This is a genomic window from Spiroplasma endosymbiont of Amphimallon solstitiale (assembly GCF_964030965.1).
In the GTDB taxonomy this organism is placed as follows: domain Bacteria; phylum Bacillota_I; class Bacilli_A; order Mycoplasmatales; family VBWQ01; genus Spiroplasma_E.
On record NZ_OZ034999.1, the window covers coordinates 746,721 to 766,096 of the forward strand.

The following is a 19,376-nucleotide window of genomic DNA, read 5'->3' on the forward strand; positions in this document are numbered from 1 at the left end:
AACACTTTATCATGTATCATTACTTTTCTACAAAATTAAAGCTAATACCTGCTTTTTACAAATAGCACAAATATCATGATATCTTTTTCCATCAGCAAAATATTCAATAATAGTTTGTTCAACATCTTCACCAATTCTCTTATATTTAGGTAATTCTAGTCATTCATCAACTAAACAAACACGAACTCATTTTTGTAATTTTTCATCAAAATATTCATAAATTCTTCTTTTATAAGTTACTAATCCATACATTATTTTTCTTGTTCGATATTGATAATCAACAATTTTATATTTCTTTTTATCTCTTGTTTTAAATATTCTTCAATCTCATTTTTCTCATTTCTTTGTTATATGTTCTAAGAACCTGTTTAGAATCTTTTTAATAAAACTGAAATAAATGAAAGAACAACCATTTGTAAACTAGTATTTAGTTTTCTTTCACAATTTTTTCATAATCTTCTGTATTTTTCTAATCAAGCAAAGCTTCGTTCTACAATTCATCTTTTTGGTAATACTACAAAAGTATGTAATTCATTACGTTTTATCACTTCAACATTTGCATTTATGATTGTTTTGATTTCAGAAGCAAATTTTTCACCAGTATAACCAGCATCTACTATTATTTTTTGAACTGCAGAAAGATTTTCTTTTTCATTTTCAATCATTATTATAGCGCTATTACGATCTGTTTTTTCTTTTAATTATGTAGAAAAGTATGGATGACCAAAAATTATTCATCAATTTACACTTAAAATATTATTTTTAATTAAAAATTTGTTAAAAGTAACATTATTTAGTGTAAAAATTCTCTAAAAATAACACTTTATCATGTATCATTACTTTTCTACAAAATTAAAGGTTTTTTCTGCTGTGGTTATGTAAATTGCATGTGGTAAACCTTGAGAATCAACAACAATATGACGTTTTATGCCTGAAATCTTTTTACCAGCATCATAACCTTTATTTTCAGTAGTATCTGTATTTTTAACACTTTGCGAATCAATTATACAAAAACTAGTTTGTTCTTTGCGATTATTATTGATACGAACTTTTTTAACTAATTTTTTTTAAAATTAATTGCAATACACTAGGTTCTTTACCATTATTTTTACTTCAAATTTGAAAATAATAATATACAGTTTGTCATTTTGGAAAATTTTTTGGTAGCATTCTTCATTGATAACCACTTTTTAATACATATAAAATTGCACAAAATACTTCATATAAATCTAAACTTCTTGGTTTTGTTTTCTTTTTGCTATTTTCTAAAATTGATTTTATGTTCTCAAATTGTTCTTTGGTGACATGACTTGGATAATTTTTATGCATATATACCTCTTATTTTAAAATATATAATCATTTTACATTATTTTCGAAAAGATTCTAAACAGGTTCTAAAACTAATTTATCAATTTTTGCATTTTGTTCTCTAAAATTTCATTTATAATTAAAATTCATATTAAATTCTCCTAATCTGTTTTTTGTACTAATTATTAATTTTAAATTTATTAAATTTAAAGTGTTAAAATATGGTAAATTAAATTAATAATCTATTTTTGTTTTATTTTATCCATAATAATCCATATAATAATGTAATTATGATTAAAATAATGACTTGTCAAAAAAAGTACTTTCATATTTTCCGTATAATAAACAAGTTACATATAATTAATAGTATAGGTATCGCAAAATAAACAACTTTAATTTAGGCGTTATTTTGCGTTTAAAAGCGTACTTGTAAAAATAAGTAAATAAATAGAATTATATTAAAAAATATATACACTTATATATAGAATGTATAGTTTAGAAAATGAGATTTAAAAAAATAATAGAATTTTTACAATTAATAAAAAATTAAATTAAAAAAATAATTTTTCTTTTTAATTATTTTTTATATTTTGTAATAACACTATTGCAAAAAAGGGGGAATATAGTTGAAAAAATGAATAAAAATAAATTTGAGTAAAATAACATTAGCATTAGCATTAACTGGTACCACAACTGGAACAATAGGATTAATCATGGGAGGGATACTTACTCATGAAAATAATAGATTTAATCATTATGAAAAGCCAGACCATACAGTAGTATTATGTAATGCTCCAATATGAGTTAATATGTATAATGGTTCCTATTATTCTTTATATTGCTCAAATAAAAAGTTACATGATGTGGATATTAAATGAGATGGAAAATATTGAAAAGATTATTTTGATAATTAAATTTCTAAATTTATATAAGAAATATTTTCATTATATTTATCAAATAAATTAATATTAGTTAAATTGATGTTTTGTTTATCAGTAATTAAAATTAAATCATAATTTCCAGCACCAAATATACAACTAATTTCAATCCGATTTAAGTTATTAATCGGATTTTCAATTTGCAATTCAAATTCACTATTAGTATCAATTTGTGCGATTTCTTTATAAAATTCTAATTTAGAAAATAATTGAGATTTGTTTGAACCATATAAATTTAAAGCATTAGTAATTTTAGTTTTATCAATAATTGTTTTTGTAAAATATTTCCCATATTCACCATTTCCTAATGTTCAATCTGCCGGAATTAATGACGGAATATTATTACTTTCTAATTCATTTGTAATAGATAATCAGTTAAATTGATTATCATCTAGTTTAAATAATTCATTTTGGCTAATATCATTATTTTTTAATTTAATATTATTCATATCTGTAAAATCAAAATATTCAGATTTTAATATAACTTTTGCATCTTTAAATTGTCAAATATCATCATTAGTAGGATGTATTGGATTTGATTTTAATTCAAAATAATAAGGTAATAATATTTTATTATCATCATTTAAACCTTTATTAATAGACATTGTTGAATAAATATTATTTGATAACATAATAATTAGTTGTTTAAATATTTTCACTTGTTCTAAATTAATATAATTAGGATAATCTAATTTTCACTGTCTAAATAAGTTAGTTATTACTTCATCGGGTTTTTGATTTTCAAATTTTCCTCTTAATATGTCCATTTTATTTGGTGATTTAGTTGGATCTAATGATGCACCTTCAAAATTTCTATTGTAGTTATATGTATAACTTAACATATCTAATAATAATTTTTGTAAACTATCAACCGTTGGTGCATCTTTTATTTCAATTTCAACATCTTTAAATTTATTATTTGTAGCAACATATTGATAAAATTGACTTTCACCTAGAAAATTTCAAACTTCTTTATCTTTTAATTCTTTTTCTTTTTTCAATGGTCATTTACCATCAAAAATAGTACCAAATTCATATCCCAATCAAGCATTAGTTACTCTTGTGTTATTAATAATTTCTTTTCTTGTTTCAGTTCCACCACCAATAGCAATTAAATCTAAAACTGATTTTTCTTCTCCTATAAATTGCTTTGCTAAATTTCATGGTAATATTTGTTCACTAAATCATTGTTGTAATATTCTAACTTTTGGTTGAGTTTCAATAGGCATTGATAACAGTGGAAATGCTATCTTATCTTTGACAAATAACTTTGGGTATACTTCCATATTGTCAACTTCACCAAGTACCTTTATATTACCGAAAATCATACTTCTAGGTGCTTTAATTTTTAAACCAGTAACTTTGATATCTTTGTCTAATGGTTTTTGTAATTTAATAATAATTGGATAACCATCTCTTGTTTTAAAATCTTTAATTTTAATAATAGTTATACTTTTAGTACTTCTTGTTTTTGGATTTTGATAAGGTTGTGAATAGTTATTAATAATATATAAATTATCAATATTATTTTCTGTTAAAGGTTCATTAATAGATAATGCATATAACTTAAATTGATTTAATAAATTTATCTCTTGAAAAATTAAATTTTTAATATCAGTCATACTATATTCAATAGTATTATCATTAATGTTTGTGCTAGCTCTTTGATTTAATTGCATAGTAAAGTCTGATGTTTCAACAGCAATAGTTTTTAATACTTTATCAATATCAATAAAACCGATTTTAATAGTATTTGCTGAAAATTTTAAACTATTATTTTCATTATTTTTAAATAAACGTTCAATTTCATAAATATAAATTGTTCTTTTTTTAAATTCATCGTATGCTCTATTAATATCAGGGTCACTAGTAGCACCCATCATATTAGTAAAATCAAAAGGAATATTATCTATTAAATAATCATTTTCTACTTTTGCTTGATTAAGTTTAGTTTGCTTTTGTTTCTGTGGAAATTTGGTTTGTGGTTTGTTGTTGTCCATTGTTTTCTCCTATTAATTGGTTATTTTCGGGATTAAATAATTTTAGTTTAACTGTTAAATTATTAATTTCTTGATCATCACTAATATTAAATGTTTGACTATTTAATAAGTCTTTATCTACCTTTACTAATAATTGAATAAATTTAAGAATATCAATATTAAATTGTCATAATTTTTGTTCAATATAATTAATAGTTGAAATATTTACTGCTGTACTTTCGGGAAATGATTGTTGTGCGGATTTTTTTTGGCTTGGTATATGAATACCACAACGTTTAAATATTTCATTAACATTTCAATCGTATATATCAGTTAAATTCTTACCTTTAAAATTACTACTTGTAATATTAATATTTTCATTTTTTTCATTATTATCACCAGTAGTTTTTCAAATATAGTTTTTAGTAACTAATATTCTTACTGCTTCTTCCATTGAAGATTGAACATTACCATAAGTTTGGTCAAAAATAAATTTAGGTGAGTTTAAAATACTATCTAAAACAATTTGTTCATAAATAACATCTAGTGCTTTAATTTTATCCATTACTTTATCACAATCTGCTAATTCATTTGCTTTATTTCTCATAATTACTATTGGTATATAGTTAATATTTAATGTTTGTTCTTGTGATAAATTAGGATTATTAATATATGATTTAAAATCTAATTTAGTTTGTTTTTTAGTATCATTAATATTATAAATTGCACGATTAATAGTTACTTGTTTATTATTTAATGTATAAACTTCAAATAATCTTACAGTTTGAGAATTTTGTTCATAATTATCATAAAAAATAGTACATTGAATTAATTTACCAGTAATATCATAAACTCTTTGTTGTATATCAATAACTTGAAAATATAAGTCATCATTAGCAATATAAATTAAATAACCACTAATTCCTAATTTACTTAATTTAAAAATAGAATTTCAATTTTTTCTATAAAACTCTTGTTGAATTAAATATTGTTTAATGGTTTCATTATTTATTTCTAATGGAGCATTATATAAATTAGCATTATTTTCTGCTACAAAATCAGTAAAATAAGTTTCATGATTAAAATCATTAAAACCAAAATAATTTAAAATAGAAGCATGAGTACTTTTATTTTTATTAGTTAAAAATTTTACTTTTTCATTTTGATTATCACTAATATTACTTTTATCTTTTCTTTTAAATAAACTTAACATAATATTCACCACCTTTTTTAAAATATTTGATTAATTTTTAATATGATTTTTACAATAATAAATATAATTAAACCAGCAGTTGCAGAAGATAATATAACTCCAATTAAACCTAAAATAATCTTTATAATTCCTGAATTGTAAATATAAATGGGACAGTTTTTTAAAATAATTGTATTAAATCTATTGGTCTTTTATAAGATAGTGATTTTCTGGGTGTAGAATTAATTTGAAATGCTATAGTATTTAAATCTTTTTGTTTATATGAAGATAGATCTGTAGATTTTGGTAAATATCTTCTTAAAATACCATTATTATTTTCATTTAAACCTCTTTGACAAGGTTTACCAGGATCTGCAAAATAAATCTTAACATTACAATTTTTTTCGATTAATTTTCATTTACTAAATTCTTTACCACGATCAAAAGTAATAGTTTTAACTGTTCCTTTTTGTAACTTTGAAATAAATTTTATTATACTTTTTGTAATATTTTCTGATTTATTATTTTTAGTTGCTAAAGGAATTGTGGTTTTTGATCATATATCAGCTAAAGTAATAATAGAACTTTTATGATCTTTACCAATGATAGTATCACCCTCTAAATGACCAAATTCTTCTATATTTTTAATATTAGGAATGATTAAATTTCTTTCATGAATAGACTTACAATTATTAATTCTGCCCCTAGTTTCTTTTTGTTTGTGAGGTTTATTTTTTCCTTTTCTCAATAAGTTATTTTCATCAAAACCCATTCGATTTGTTTTAAACATGTTATATAAAGTTTTTGTTGAAATACTTTTTATTTTATTTTCCTTTAAAAAATTAGCAATTATATCAAGAGCATAATTTTTAGTAATTAACAAATGATTAATAGTATTAATTTCTATTAAAGTTAAAATTATTAATTTTCTACCTGCATTTTGTTTATTTTTTTGAATTTTATTCAATATTTCTAATGGTAATAAGTTTTGATTTAATAATCTACAAACTCTATGTACAGTTGATTTACTATAATCAATGGCTTTTGCTATTTTACGAATCGAAAATCCATAACTTTTATATTCTTTTATTGCTATTATTGATTCAATAGTCAGATACTTATACATTGTGCTAATTCCTTTCTTTTCTTAATTATAGAATTAACACAATTTAATTTTTATATAAGTGTCCTTTTTAATTTTACAATTCAGGAAATAAAAAAAATTCCCAGTCGAATAGGAAAAAGAATAGTTTACCCTACATACTTAACCTGAATTTTAATTTAACTGAACGGAGGTGATGCCTCACTTTCTTTTAAAAAAATCATAATAAATACATATAAATACATTACGTAAAAATATTAAATTGTCATTAATAAAACTATTATGTTTAAACAACTTGTGATAATTAAAAAAATAAAAAAAAGTAAATATTTAATTATCCTTCGACTGAAATTGTTTAAACAATTGTAATAGTTAAATATTTACTCTTAATAACCTTTTACTACTATTAATTTGTTACATTAATGCAATTATTAAGCAAATAAATATCTATATACATAATAACATAAAAAAATAAAAAACAAATAAAAAAACGTAATTATACTTTCAGTCGAATAAAAGCATAATTACAAATAACATTATATATATATATATACATACATACAAGTATTCTAATTAAAATTTAATTTAATCTTTTATTACCAAAAATTATTTTTTCAACTTTATTACCAAAAACTTTATCTAAAAAAGTTATAACATCTCTATCTCTATGAATTAAATAACCGATTTCACTTGTCCGTAAATAATGCTTATGCGATAAAATACTAAAATATACATAACATTCGTAATCTTTATATTCTTTAAAATAATCATTTACAACAGTACTTTCAATAACACCACCAGTCATAACAGTATTACCATCACTATCTCTTGGCGTTTTAAAATAAAATACATTTGTTGCATTAAAACTTGCTTTAATTATATCTTGAATTGTCATTTTTTTAATTCCACGAACTACAATAGGATTTTTACAATTACGACTAAAAGCATACGCCTTTACACCTACATCTGTTTGATTTATAGATTTAACATCATCTAATGCTTTTGTAACATATTTACCCAAATATTTAATTACAAATTCATTTGTACCTTTACGAACAACTCTTAAATCACTAAAACCATGCGTTCATCATTCCAATAACATACTTTTATGTATTTTTCTATTAAAAACTATATGAAAATGAACAGCACCGCGAGTCTGATATTCATAAACATAAAAATATTTTAATTCTCCTAAATATTTAGAACGTTTAGGGTCATCTCACCATTTCTTTAATTTAAGAAAAAATAAACGAACATCCTTTTTTGCTTTTCTAACATCTTGGATATTATCTTTATAAGTTAAAGTAACAAAACTTAATATTTTACTATCATAAAAATTATGTAATGCTTTTTGAATTAAATTAGTTTTAGCACGACAAGTATTATTTTTCAACTTTTGCTTATTACCAACATAAGATTTACCCTTAGTATTTCCAATATTATTTAAAAAAGAAACAGGTAAAACTATATTTTTAACATAATAAGCATAAAAAACCTTTTTAATATAAAAATCTTGTTGCATAACAAAAAAAACTACCTTTCGACTGAAGCATAAATGCTTAAATAGTTAATTATTAATTAATACAACAATATAATAACACAAAATAAAAAAAATTATAAACTATAAAAAAACAAAACAAAAACGATACTTAATTTATACTTTATTTTTTTATTTTTTAACTATTAATTTTAAAGAAATAGTTATATTGAACAAAAATATTGGATTATAAAATAAAAAAGACTTACTGCATAACTAGTTAACTTTTCATTTTTTTGTTATTATTAAAATAAAAGTTGAATAGTTAAGGATAAATTTTATGACATATTTTGAATTAAAAGATAAATCGGATCAATATTTTCGTAAAATAGTTGGTATTAATAAACTAGTTTTTAATGAAATTTTAAATATTTTATTAGATCATCAAAAGCTAAAAATTACCATTGGTGGAAGACCATATAAAATGTCAATAGAAGATAGACTAGTAATGACTTTAAGATATTTATATGAAAATCGTACATATCATAAGTATTGGCGCTGAGTATAATATGGTTGATACTACTGCTTTACGAAATATTCGTTCAATTGAAGACATTTTAATAAAAAATAATAACTTTAATAATTTAACAAATAAAAATATTTTTTTAAAAAGAAGAATTAAAAAATAAAATTTTGATAATTGATGTAACAGAAGTAGAAACAGAACGACCAAAATATAACCAAAAAGATTGATTTTCTGGTAAAAAATGAATGCATACTGTTAAGTTTCAAACCATAATTAATGCACATACTAATGAAATTTTAAATATTTTTCCTGATATTGGTAAAAAGCATGATTTTAAAACTTTTAAAAATTCAAAGTTAAAATTTTCACCAGAAACTATAATTATTGCAGATAAAGGTTATCAAGGTTTACAAAAAATTCATGCTAATACATTTTTACCTATTAAAACTAGTAAAAACAATCCTAAAACAAGTAAAATTAAAATTTTTAATAAGATTATTAATAAAACTCGCAGAAAAGTTGAACATGTTTTTGCGTTTTTAAAATATTTTAAAATTATTGGTTATAAATTTAGAAAAGGCAGAAAACGAATATTTTTAAGATTTAATTTAATTGCAGGATTTTATAATTTATCATTAAAACTTAAAAACGTTATGCAGTAAGTCTAAACTATCTTTAAAATAACATAATATATTTATATTAGAAATATAGTTATTAACTAAATTCAATCATATACTAGTTATAATTACTTATTTATTTTATCTAAAACACCATTAATGTATTTATAAGCATCATTTGGACAATAAGCTTTAGTTATAATAATAGCTTCATTAATAATAATTTTTTTATCTGTTTTAGTATGGACAATTTCATACACTGCTAAAATTAAAATTGCTTGTTCAATTGGTTTTAAATTTTCAAAATCTCATCCTTGCTTTAAATTTTTATTAATTAAATCTATTAAATCATATTCATAATCAATTATTTTATTTAATATCTCGAATTGTTCAGTAATTAAACTCTTACCTTCTTCTTCAAAAAGAAATTGTTTAAACGCTTGTTGTGATTGGCCTTCAAGGAAATATTGATATAATACTTCCATCATGCCAATTCTTTTATGATGCTGGGTTATCTTCTTTTGTTCTTGCATTGTTAATTTCTACTTCCTTAGTTTGAGCAATAAATATTATATGAATATTTAATAAAAATAAATTTAAAGCTGATTCAGTACGTCTTAAAATTAAATTATTAATTTTATTTTTTAAATTTACTAAATCTTCATTTGGATTAACAATTAATTTTATTCGCACAACAATATTATTATTAATAGCAGTAATATCATTTGTTTCTAACATTAGAACTTCAACATCTTCTAATGTTAATTGATAGTTATCATTAATTAATAACATATAAATAAATTTTTTAATAACTAACGAAGATAATTTTAATGTTCCAACTTTACTTTCTTCAATAAGTATTTCCATAATATTCACCTTTCTTAGAACCTGTTTAGAATCTTTTTAATAAAACTGAAATAAATGAAAGAACAACCATTTGTAAACTAGTATTTAGTTTTCTTTCACAATTTTTTCATAATCTTCTGTATTTTTCTAATCAAGCAAAGCTTCGTTCTACAATTCATCTTTTTGGTAATACTACAAAAGTATGTAATTCATTACGTTTTATCACTTCAACATTTGCATTTATGATTGTTTTGATTTCAGAAGCAAATTTTTCACCAGTATAACCAGCATCTACTATTATTTTTTGAACTGCAGAAAGATTTTCTTTTTCATTTTCAATCATTATTATAGCGCTATTACGATCTGTTTTTTCTGCTGTGGTTATGTAAATTGCATGTGGTAAACCTTGAGAATCAACAACAATATGACGTTTTATGCCTGAAATCTTTTTACCAGCATCATAACCTTTATTTTCAGTAGTATCTGTATTTTTAACACTTTGCGAATCAATTATACAAAAACTAGTTTGTTCTTTGCGATTATTATTGATACGAACTTTTTTAACTAATTTTTTTTAAAATTAATTGCAATACACTAGGTTCTTTACCATTATTTTACTTCAAATTTGAAAATAATAATATACAGTTTGTCATTTTGGAAAATTTTTTGGTAGCATTCTTCATTGACAACCACTTTTTAATACATATAAAATTGCACAAAATACTTCATATAAATCTAAACTTCTTGGTTTTGTTTTCTTTTTGCTATTTTCTAAAATTGATTTTATGTTCTCAAATTGTTCTTTGGTGACATGACTTGGATAATTTTTATGCATATATACCTCTTATTTTAAAATATATAATCATTTTACATTATTTTCGAAAAGATTCTAAACAGGTTCTTAAGCGCGAGTTTTGTATTTTCCTTCATCTGTACTTACTACAATTTTATCACCATTATTAATAAACATTGGTACTTGTAATTGTAAACCAGTTTCTAAAATAGCTGTTTTTGTCGTATTAGAAACACTATTTCCCTTTACTCCTGGTGGAGCATCAACAACCGCTAATACTACCGAAGGAGGTAAATCAATACCTAATATTTCTAAATTTTTATAAACGCTTAATGATACTTCATTACCAGGAACTAAAAATTTTTTTTCTCATGATAAGCGTGATTGATCAATCCTAATTTCATTATAATCTTCATTATCCATAAAAACTGAATACATACCATCATCATAACTATAAATTGCTGGTCGTTTATCAATAATAGCTGGATAAACTGTATCACCACCAGTAAAAGTAATACTAATAATAGCTTGTGTTCTTAAATTTTTTGCTTTTACTTTCACATGCGCTTGACCACGTCCACTTTTAGAATGTGCTGACTCAATAACTATTAAAATATCAGTTTTATTATGTAAGAAAGTAATTCCTGGTTTAAAATCATTAACGTTAATCATTTTTATTTTTTCTCCTTTCAAATATCAATTTCACGAGATGATTTTGTTAAAATTTGATAACCATCTTTGGTAACTAAAATATCATCTTCAATTCTAACACCACCTAAATTAGGAATATAAATACCTGGTTCAACAGTAATAACCATTCCCGGAACTAAAATAGTAGATTCGTTTTTAATAACTCAAGGTGCTTCATGAATTTCAATGCCAAGCCCATGACCAGTACCATGAGTAAAATATTGTTCATAACCCTTTTCTTTAATGTATTCTCTACACATCTTATCAATTTCACCAATAGCTATACCTGGCTTTACAGCCTTAATTCCTGCCATTTGTGCTGATTTAACTATTTCATGAATTTCAATTAATTTTGGATTAACTTTACCAATCGCAAAAGTTCTAGTCATATCTGAACAAAAACCTTCATATACACAACCAAAGTCACAAGTAATTAACTCATTATTGCCAATTTTTTTATTACTAGCTTTACCATGAGGCATTGCTCCTCTTTCTCCAGAAGCAACAATAGTATCAAATGATGCTTTTGTTGCACCATTTTTAACAAATGAACGCAATATTATATCTTCAACATCTTTTTCACTAACACCTGGTCGAATAAAATTTAAAACTTCATTAAAAGCCAAATCACCAATAGCACAAGCTTTTGCAATTCGTGCAATTTCGATTTCATCTTTAATCATTCTTAATGAACTAACATAAATTGGAACAAATTCAATATCTTTAATTTCTTGCTTTCAACTTTCTAGTTGAGCAATAGTAATATATTCTGCTTCAAAACCAATTTTTTTAATTTTTTGTGATTTTAATAAATCTTTCAATGAAGAAAAAATATTACTAAATTGAATGCATTTAACATTTTTGGCATTTTCTTTTCCCTCAGTAATATATCTTCCATCTAATAATAAATTTGCATCATTTTTGCTAATCAATAAATAACCTAACGTTGAAATAAAATCACTATATCAAAAGCGATTTTCGGGAGAGTAAAATAACATAGCATCTATTTTATTTTTGGTTAATATTGTTTCAATAATTTCTTTTTTATTTAAATTTTTCATTTTAAATTCAATCCTTTTAATAAATCATTAATTAATAACTAAGTATATTGTACTGCAAATTAAAGAAAAGAAATAAGTAAAACTTATTTCTTTTCTTTATGTAGTGTATGTTGATTACAACGAGAACAATGTTTTTTTGTTTCTAATTTTTCAGGCTTAGTTTTTTTATTACGATCAGCAATATAATTTTCTTCTTTGCAAACTTCACATCTTAAAGTTAATCCATCACGCATTATGCGCCTCCTTAATAATAATTGAGTTATATACAATACAATATTATTGCATAATTAAATAGTTAGTTCAATTAAATAAAGGAATTATTTTTAAACTTCCTTATATGAAAAAATGTTACTAATATTAAAACCTGAATTGTAAAATTAAAAAGGACACTTATATAAAAATTAAATTGTGTTAATTCTATAATTAAGAAAAGAAAGGAATTAGCACAATGTATAAGTATCTGACTATTGAATCAATAATAGCAATAAAAGAATATAAAAGTTATGGATTTTCGATTCGTAAAATAGCAAAAGCCATTGATTATAGTAAATCAACTGTACATAGAGTTTGTAGATTATTAAATCAAAACTTATTACCATTAGAAATATTGAATAAAATTCAAAAAAATAAACAAAATGCAGGTAGAAAATTAATAATTTTAACTTTAATAGAAATTAATACTATTAATCATTTGTTAATTACTAAAAATTATGCTCTTGATATAATTGCTAATTTTTTAAAGGAAAATAAAATAAAAAGTATTTCAACAAAAACTTTATATAACATGTTTAAAACAAATCGAATGGGTTTTGATGAAAATAACTTATTGAGAAAAAGAAAAAATAAACCTCACAAACAAAAAGAAACTAGGGGCAGAATTAATAATTGTAAGTCTATTCATGAAAGAAATTTAATCATTCCTAATATTAAAAATATAGAAGAATTTGGTCATTTAGAAGGTGATACTATCATTGGTAAAGATCATAAAAGTTCTATTATTACTTTAGCTGATATATGATCAAAAACCACAATTCCTTTAGCAACTAAAAATAATAAATCAGAAAATATTACAAAAAGTATAATAAAATTTATTTCAAAGTTACAAAAAGGAGCAGTTAAAACTATTACTTTTGATCGTGGTAAAGAATTTAGTAAATGAAAATTAATCGAAAAAAATTGTAATGTTAAGATTTATTTTGCAGATCCTGGTAAACCTTGTCAAAGAGGTTTAAATGAAAATAATAATGGTATTTTAAGAAGATATTTACCAAAATCTACAGATCTATCTTCATATAAACAAAAAGATTTAAATACTATAGCATTTCAAATTAATTCTACACCCAGAAAATCACTATCTTATAAAAGACCAATAGATTTAATACAATTATTTTAAAAAACTGTCCCATTTATATTTACAATTCAGGATTTCTAATAATGTTCTTTTTTGAATATCTGGTAATTTATTTCAAAATGGTTGAATAGTAAATCTTAAAACAAATAAACCTAAACCACTAAACATATCTTGATTTTCATAATAAATTTTGCCAATTTTTTTAAGATTTTCCATTACTTTATCATTTAATGGTAAAAATGGTGTACAGTATTTTAAATAAAATGGATGATATTTATCATAAGGATTGCATGTAAACGTAATGAAAAAACTTTTATAAAAATAACGAGTAATCAATTTTCCAAAAGTAGAACTATATATATTTTTATCAATAAAGGTCAGCTTCATTCTTTAATAGGTTCTTTTGATACTTTAATACGATTACTTCTAAACATAGAGTTTTGTAAACGTTCATATCGATATGTTAATTGCTTTTCAGTTAATGTTTCTTTTTCTTCTGCCATAATAATTTCATCTGTTCTTGAACCTAAAAAACTTGAACCACCTGCTTCTTTTCCAAAAATTTTATTACCATTAGCATAACCAATAAAATCAATTTGTTGATTACTAGGAAAAATAATACATCCACCATCCTTAGTAATTTTTCATTTAATTCCATGTGGATTATTAGGTAGTAAATTAATATTATATTTATCTAACAAGACTTGACAAACATTCATTAATGCACCAATAGTTGTTTCACTATGAGTATTTTCATATCTTCTAACTTCTTGAACACTACTATCACTAAAATTACAACATATAAATAAATCAAATGCTAAACAGTTTCAAGTTTTTCTTGTTCCACGTGCTGTTGGTATAAAACGATAAAAACAATTAGTAGTAAAATATTCTTTTAATTATGTAGAAAAGTATGGATGACCAAAAATTATTCATCAATTTACACTTAAAATATTATTTTTAATTAAAAATTTGTTAAAAGTAACATTATTTAGTTTAAAAATTCTCTAAAAATAACACTTTATCATGTATCATTACTTTTCTACAAAATTAAAGAAATATTCTGCTCATTCATCACCAACAAATGCTTTAAAAATATCTCAACTAAAACCATAATTATTATCACTAAAATTAAGATTATATTTTTTATTCAGTTGTGCATAACTACTAATAAAAGCCATATTTTATTCCCAAATTTTTATAAACAATACAATTAAATTATTAACAAACAAAATTTTGAAAGGAACATTAAAAATGTTAAAACTACCATTCGCAAATCATTTTGATTGAGACAAACACTATTTTAATCAAGATGAATTAAATTTACAACAAACAGAAGAATTATTTAAAAAAATAGATGATTATTTATGAAATACATGTGATAAATCTGTATATAAATCATATAGATTTAGAAAAAGAAAATTAAAAACAAAAAAAGGTTTATTAAATTATAAACGACGTATTTGTACATGTTATAACCCAAAAACACAAAAAAAGGAATTTGTTTCATTGTTAGATATATATCTTGGTGTTAAAAAGTATAGTAAATTAGCACCAGATGTTATTAAACAAATTTTAAAATATTTTGCTGATGGTAAAAAATACCGTGATGTTTGTGATACTTTTATTGAAGATTTAATAGGTACTAGTATAGTTTGTAGAAGATATAAAAAATTTGAATTACCAAAAGCTAATATTCCTAAAATTGTATTACAACCAAATCAAACATTATATATAAATATTGATGATGGACATAGAAAATTTAAGTTTAATGAAAAACATAATACTAAAAATTGTAAAAAATGTTCTATGAGATTATTAGTATTTTGTACTGGTAAAAAGAAAAATGGAAAATTAATTAATAAAAGAGCTGTATGTAAAATAAGAGTTTCCAAGACAGAAATTGGCTTTAATTTTGTAGAAAAGTAATGATACATGATAAAGTGTTATTTTTAGAGAATTTTTACACTAAATAATGTTACTTTTAACAAATTTTTAATTAAAAATAATATTTTAAGTGTAAATTGATGAATAATTTTTGGTCATCCATACTTTTCTACATAATTAAAAGAAATTGGTGCAGAAAAAACAGCTAAATTAATTCAAAAACATGGCAATTTATTTTTTGAAAATTTTGACCAAGCAAATTTAATAGTTTGTGGTGATAGTGTAAAATGAATTAGAAAAACTGCTACAATTTTAAATGCTAAATTTATTTTAGATAAATTTCATGCTTTTCATGTTTTATTTCTTGGTATAATGGCTGGAAGAAGAAAAAATAAAATTGCTAAATTACACTATCAAAATGCAATAACTTTATTTGAAAAAGGTCAATATTATGAATTAATTGATTTTTTACAATTATTAACTTTGCAATATAAAAAATTAAAAGTTGGTTATTTTATTAATGCAAAAGATGGTGTATTAAACCAAGCACTAGTTGAAAATATTGGTTGCTTTACTGAAACTAATATTAAACAAATTTTAAAACATATGATTGGTGATAGAACTTATAACATTGATATGTATACAAAAATGGTTAATTTTAAATGCTATCAAATAAATACAGCCATACAGTTATTATAAATTAAAATTAAAATTTTAAAAAAAATGAAAAATAAAATAAAACTTATTAAAGTTTTCTTTAATAAGAATTTTTGAGTTATAAAAGTAAGTATTATTGTTGACTAATATTTTCTAAGTGTTAAGATTAACATACAATTGCATATTGAAGTCAAAATTATTCTCGTCTAACTTTATAATTTAAAGACAATAATTGAATGTTATAGACAACATCGCTATGCTCCCCCCTTTTATTTAATAGCAGCAAAAGCTGTTTCTAAAGTTTCTTTAATAATTGCACAAGATTTATCAAATGCCGTTTGCTCTTCTTTCGTTAATGGTAACTGAACTACTCTTTTTCAACCTTTTTCGTAAAGTATTGTTGGTACACCAATATAAAAACCTTGTTGTCCATATTCTCCTTGTAAATAAGCACCTGCTACTAAAACGTGATTTTGTCCTTCAAGGATATTTCTTACTAATAATGCCAATGCTGCACCAATACCATAAAAAGTTGCACGTTTTAATTTAATAATTTTATAAGCTCTTTGTGCTACTTCTTTTCTTAATTCTTCTAAATCTTTTTCTTTAATTCTACCTTCAGTAATTTGTTGATAAATAGTTTTATTACCTACCGAAACCGAACTTCAAGGAATCATTGAAGAATCACCATGTTCACCAATTACATAAGCAGCAACTGACTTTGGATTAACTGCAATTTTTTCTCCAATTAAATATTGTAAACGTAAGGTATCTAAAATTGTACCAGAACCTAATACTTGATGATAATCAAATTGTGTAATTTTTTGATAAACATTTGTCATTATATCAACAGGATTAGATGCAATAATAGTAACACCTTTAAATCCTGATTTTTTAATTTCTAAAGCAATGCTCTTCATAATTTTGGCATTATCTGCTACCATATTTAATCTTGCTTCACCATCTTTTTGTGGTCTTCCAGCAGTAATAACAATAATATCAGCATCTTTACAATCGCTGTAATTTCCTGCCTTAATTGAAATAAAAGGATGATCTAAAGCTGCTTGACAATCAGCAAAATCAATCGCATTACCCTCAGCTATACCTTCAAAAGCATCAATTAATACATATTCTTGTGCTAAACCTTGATTAATGGCACTGTAAATAAAACTACTACCAACAGCTCCACATCCAACAAGGACAATTTTTCGTTTTGCCATATTTACCTCCATATTTTTTGCATTTCATGTAACAGTACTTTATCCTCGGCACTATTTTAATAACTTACTTTTTAAAATAAAAGTTACAATGATATGTAATATTTTTATTATGCTTTTTATATAAGAATGTTAAAAAAATAAAAATCTAATTAACAAGGACAAAAATTTATTACATTTTTATCTTACCACTATTTTAATAAAAAAATAAAACTTATTTTTTTATTAAAATAAGTTTTATTTTTTCTTTTAAATTTTTGTTTTTCAATTAATAACAATCCCTTTTGGTCTAGTAAAAGCAAGTAACGAAGGACGAATACCTTGTACGCCAAGACCTGAATCCTTAACACCAACAAAAAAAAAGTGATCGGGACCACGTTGTGACTGATCGTTAATATTAACACTTCCAACTTCTAATAATTTAGCAATACTCATTGCACTATTAATATTAGTAGTAAAAACAGAAGCTTGTAAACCATATTGTGAATCATTTGCAATATTAATTGCTTCTTTTACTTCATCAAAAATAATAATCGGCAACAATGGCGCAAAAGGTTCTTCTCATGCTAAATTCATTTTTGTTGTTACGTCAATAATAATAGTTGGTCACATTAAATTTTCTTTAAATTTATTACCAATTAAACAATTGGCTCCTTTATCTAAAGCATCTTTAATTAATTTTTTAGCATTATCAATTGTTGGTTGATCAATAACAGGAGTAATATCACAATCATCTGTGGGCAAACCAACAGTTAATTTTTCAACTTTTTCTTTTAAAATTGGAATTAATTTGCTACTAATTGTTCTTTGTACTAACACTCTTTTAATAGCAGTACAGCGTTGTCCTGAATAACTAAATGCACCTTTAATGATTTTGGTTGCTGTATCTTCAAGATCAGCATCATTAAGCACTATTGCTGGATCTTTACCTCCTAATTCTAAAATCAAATCAGCTTTTAAAGATTTCTGTGAAATACGATTACCAACAACAGCACTACCAGTAAAAGAAATAACATTAATTGCTTCATTTTCAACTAAACTATCACCAATTTCACTACCTTTACCACTTATAGCATTAAAAACACCATTAGGAATGTTAGCTTCTTTGGCTAATTTAGCTAAGTGTAATCCCACCAATGATCCTTGTGTTGCAGGTTTAAAAACAACACTATTACCAGTCACAAGTGCTGGAAATATTTTAGAGACTGATAAATTTATCGGATAATTAAAAGGGGAAATAGCAAGAACAATTCCTTTTGGTACGTATTCAAAAATAGCTAATTTGTTCATACTTCCTCAACTATCACCTGTATAAGATTCAGGATGAAGACGTAATGCTTCTTGTAAAGTATATTCAATATATTCAACTGTTCTATCAATTTCACTGCAAGCCGCTTTTGTGCCTTTAGCAATTTCATTGGTCATTAATTCAGCAAGTATTAATTTATCGCGAATAATTAATTGTTTTCAAGAATTTAAAAAAGAAATTCTTTTTAAAATAGGCATTTGTTCTCAATTTTTTTGAGCAAATTTTGCAGATTCATATACTTTTTTAATTTCAACTTTAGTTAAGGCAGGAACTTGGCCTGCTATTTTATTAGTAGTGGGGTTGATAACTGATATTCAATTACCATTTTCATATAACTCACCATTAATTAGAGATTGATATTTAATAATATTATTTGTCATCTATACTTCCTCCTTAAATCACTACTATAATAATTATAGCATTGAT

22 protein-coding genes and 3 pseudogenes are annotated in these 19,376 nt (G+C 23.2%); 6 read left to right on the forward strand and 19 right to left on the reverse strand.

The features are described 5' to 3' along the window. Positions 1-27: 27 nt before the first annotated feature. The 3 genes and pseudogenes from AAHH39_RS04600 to AAHH39_RS04610 all read right to left on the reverse strand — a co-directional run. Positions 28-252, reverse strand: coding sequence for a hypothetical protein (locus AAHH39_RS04600; protein WP_342219018.1), 225 nt, complete (start codon positions 250-252; stop codon positions 28-30). Between the two features lie 116 nt (positions 253-368). Then, a pseudogene (locus tag AAHH39_RS04605) lies at positions 369-692 on the reverse strand (transposase); the annotation flags it as partial. Between the two features lie 165 nt (positions 693-857). Next, positions 858-1,329, reverse strand: a pseudogene (locus tag AAHH39_RS04610) (IS5 family transposase); the annotation flags it as partial. A gap of 605 nt (positions 1,330-1,934) precedes the next feature. Between AAHH39_RS04610 and AAHH39_RS04615 the strand changes: the two are divergent. Next, positions 1,935-2,222 (forward strand): hypothetical protein, encoded by a 288-nt coding sequence (locus AAHH39_RS04615; protein ID WP_342219019.1) that lies wholly within the window; start codon positions 1,935-1,937, stop codon positions 2,220-2,222. Here AAHH39_RS04615 and AAHH39_RS04620 read toward each other — a convergent pair. The 4 genes from AAHH39_RS04620 to AAHH39_RS04635 all read right to left on the reverse strand — a co-directional run bounded on the left by AAHH39_RS04620 (position 2,219) and on the right by AAHH39_RS04635 (position 8,041). After that, positions 2,219-4,246: a hypothetical protein gene (locus tag AAHH39_RS04620; protein WP_342219020.1), complete on the reverse strand. Its 2,028-nt coding sequence runs from the start codon at positions 4,244-4,246 to the stop codon at positions 2,219-2,221. The two genes, AAHH39_RS04615 and AAHH39_RS04620, sit on opposite strands and share 4 nt — an antisense overlap. After that, entirely contained in the window at positions 4,194-5,438 is a 1,245-nt protein-coding gene (locus tag AAHH39_RS04625) for a hypothetical protein (protein WP_342219021.1), read from the reverse strand. Before AAHH39_RS04625 ends, AAHH39_RS04620 begins: the two co-directional genes overlap by 53 nt. A gap of 160 nt (positions 5,439-5,598) precedes the next feature. Next, entirely contained in the window at positions 5,599-6,543 is a 945-nt protein-coding gene (locus AAHH39_RS04630) for an IS30 family transposase (protein WP_342217458.1), read from the reverse strand. Between the two features lie 556 nt (positions 6,544-7,099). Then, complete coding sequence (locus tag AAHH39_RS04635; RefSeq protein ID WP_342219022.1) at positions 7,100-8,041, reverse strand: rolling circle replication-associated protein; 942 nt, start codon at positions 8,039-8,041, stop codon at positions 7,100-7,102. A 295-nt stretch (positions 8,042-8,336) separates the two neighbouring features. Between AAHH39_RS04635 and AAHH39_RS04640 the strand changes: the two genes are divergently transcribed. Further along, entirely contained in the window at positions 8,337-8,564 is a 228-nt protein-coding gene (locus tag AAHH39_RS04640; RefSeq protein ID WP_342219023.1) for a hypothetical protein, read from the forward strand. 125 nt (positions 8,565-8,689) lie between these two features. Continuing rightward, positions 8,690-9,184, forward strand: a complete 495-nt coding sequence (locus tag AAHH39_RS04645) for a transposase family protein (protein ID WP_342219024.1) — start codon at positions 8,690-8,692, stop codon at positions 9,182-9,184. Positions 9,185-9,267: 83 nt separating this feature from the next. Here the strand turns inward: AAHH39_RS04645 and nusB are convergent, their stop codons facing one another. From nusB to rpmG, 6 genes and pseudogenes are all read right to left on the reverse strand, one after another. Continuing rightward, entirely contained in the window at positions 9,268-9,672 is a 405-nt protein-coding gene (gene nusB / locus AAHH39_RS04650) for a transcription antitermination factor NusB (RefSeq protein ID WP_342219025.1), read from the reverse strand. Next, positions 9,638-10,006 (reverse strand): hypothetical protein, encoded by a 369-nt coding sequence (locus AAHH39_RS04655; protein ID WP_252320429.1) that lies wholly within the window; start codon positions 10,004-10,006, stop codon positions 9,638-9,640. The genes nusB and AAHH39_RS04655 overlap by 35 nt, the downstream gene beginning before the upstream one ends. Before the next feature lie 25 nt (positions 10,007-10,031). Next, positions 10,032-10,820 (reverse strand): annotated as a pseudogene (locus tag AAHH39_RS04660) (IS5 family transposase). Positions 10,821-10,886: 66 nt separating this feature from the next. Further along, entirely contained in the window at positions 10,887-11,450 is a 564-nt protein-coding gene (gene efp, locus AAHH39_RS04665) for an elongation factor P (protein ID WP_342219026.1), read from the reverse strand. Between the two features lie 2 nt (positions 11,451-11,452). Then, positions 11,453-12,529 carry an aminopeptidase P family protein gene (locus AAHH39_RS04670; RefSeq protein WP_342219027.1) on the reverse strand — a complete coding sequence of 359 codons (1,077 nt, stop codon included), beginning with the start codon at positions 12,527-12,529 and terminating at the stop codon, positions 11,453-11,455. An 83-nt stretch (positions 12,530-12,612) separates the two neighbouring features. Further along, entirely contained in the window at positions 12,613-12,762 is a 150-nt protein-coding gene (gene rpmG / locus AAHH39_RS04675) for a 50S ribosomal protein L33 (RefSeq protein ID WP_174481164.1), read from the reverse strand. 215 nt (positions 12,763-12,977) lie between these two features. Between rpmG and AAHH39_RS04680 the strand changes: the two genes are divergently transcribed. Continuing rightward, on the forward strand, positions 12,978-13,922 hold the full coding sequence (locus tag AAHH39_RS04680; protein ID WP_342219028.1) for an IS30 family transposase: 945 nt from the start codon (positions 12,978-12,980) through the stop codon (positions 13,920-13,922). On the opposite strand, the gene AAHH39_RS04685 is transcribed toward AAHH39_RS04680, so the two are convergent. The 3 genes from AAHH39_RS04685 to AAHH39_RS04695 form a co-directional block, all read right to left on the reverse strand. Further along, positions 13,914-14,096 carry a hypothetical protein gene (locus AAHH39_RS04685; RefSeq protein WP_342219029.1) on the reverse strand — a complete coding sequence of 61 codons (183 nt, stop codon included), beginning with the start codon at positions 14,094-14,096 and terminating at the stop codon, positions 13,914-13,916. The two genes, AAHH39_RS04680 and AAHH39_RS04685, sit on opposite strands and share 9 nt — an antisense overlap. A gap of 38 nt (positions 14,097-14,134) precedes the next feature. Further along, positions 14,135-14,581 carry a hypothetical protein gene (locus tag AAHH39_RS04690; RefSeq protein WP_342219030.1) on the reverse strand — a complete coding sequence of 149 codons (447 nt, stop codon included), beginning with the start codon at positions 14,579-14,581 and terminating at the stop codon, positions 14,135-14,137. A gap of 333 nt (positions 14,582-14,914) precedes the next feature. Next, positions 14,915-15,061, reverse strand: coding sequence for a hypothetical protein (locus AAHH39_RS04695; protein WP_342219031.1), 147 nt, complete (start codon positions 15,059-15,061; stop codon positions 14,915-14,917). Positions 15,062-15,134: 73 nt separating this feature from the next. Here AAHH39_RS04695 and AAHH39_RS04700 point away from each other — a divergent pair, with 73 nt between their 5' ends. Beyond that, complete coding sequence (locus AAHH39_RS04700; protein WP_342219032.1) at positions 15,135-15,809, forward strand: hypothetical protein; 675 nt, start codon at positions 15,135-15,137, stop codon at positions 15,807-15,809. Between the two features lie 23 nt (positions 15,810-15,832). Here AAHH39_RS04700 and AAHH39_RS04705 read toward each other — a convergent pair whose 3' ends face one another. Next, positions 15,833-15,997 carry a hypothetical protein gene (locus tag AAHH39_RS04705; RefSeq protein WP_342219033.1) on the reverse strand — a complete coding sequence of 55 codons (165 nt, stop codon included), beginning with the start codon at positions 15,995-15,997 and terminating at the stop codon, positions 15,833-15,835. A gap of 142 nt (positions 15,998-16,139) precedes the next feature. Here AAHH39_RS04705 and AAHH39_RS04710 point away from each other — a divergent pair, with 142 nt between their 5' ends. Further along, positions 16,140-16,466: a hypothetical protein gene (locus tag AAHH39_RS04710; protein WP_342219034.1), complete on the forward strand. Its 327-nt coding sequence runs from the start codon at positions 16,140-16,142 to the stop codon at positions 16,464-16,466. 227 nt (positions 16,467-16,693) lie between these two features. Here the strand turns inward: AAHH39_RS04710 and AAHH39_RS04715 are convergent, their stop codons facing one another. Both AAHH39_RS04715 and AAHH39_RS04720 read right to left on the reverse strand, forming a co-directional pair. Further along, on the reverse strand, positions 16,694-17,644 hold the full coding sequence (locus AAHH39_RS04715) for an L-lactate dehydrogenase (RefSeq protein WP_342219035.1): 951 nt from the start codon (positions 17,642-17,644) through the stop codon (positions 16,694-16,696). A gap of 246 nt (positions 17,645-17,890) precedes the next feature. After that, entirely contained in the window at positions 17,891-19,330 is a 1,440-nt protein-coding gene (locus AAHH39_RS04720) for an NADP-dependent glyceraldehyde-3-phosphate dehydrogenase (RefSeq protein ID WP_342219036.1), read from the reverse strand. Positions 19,331-19,376: the final 46 nt, after the last annotated feature.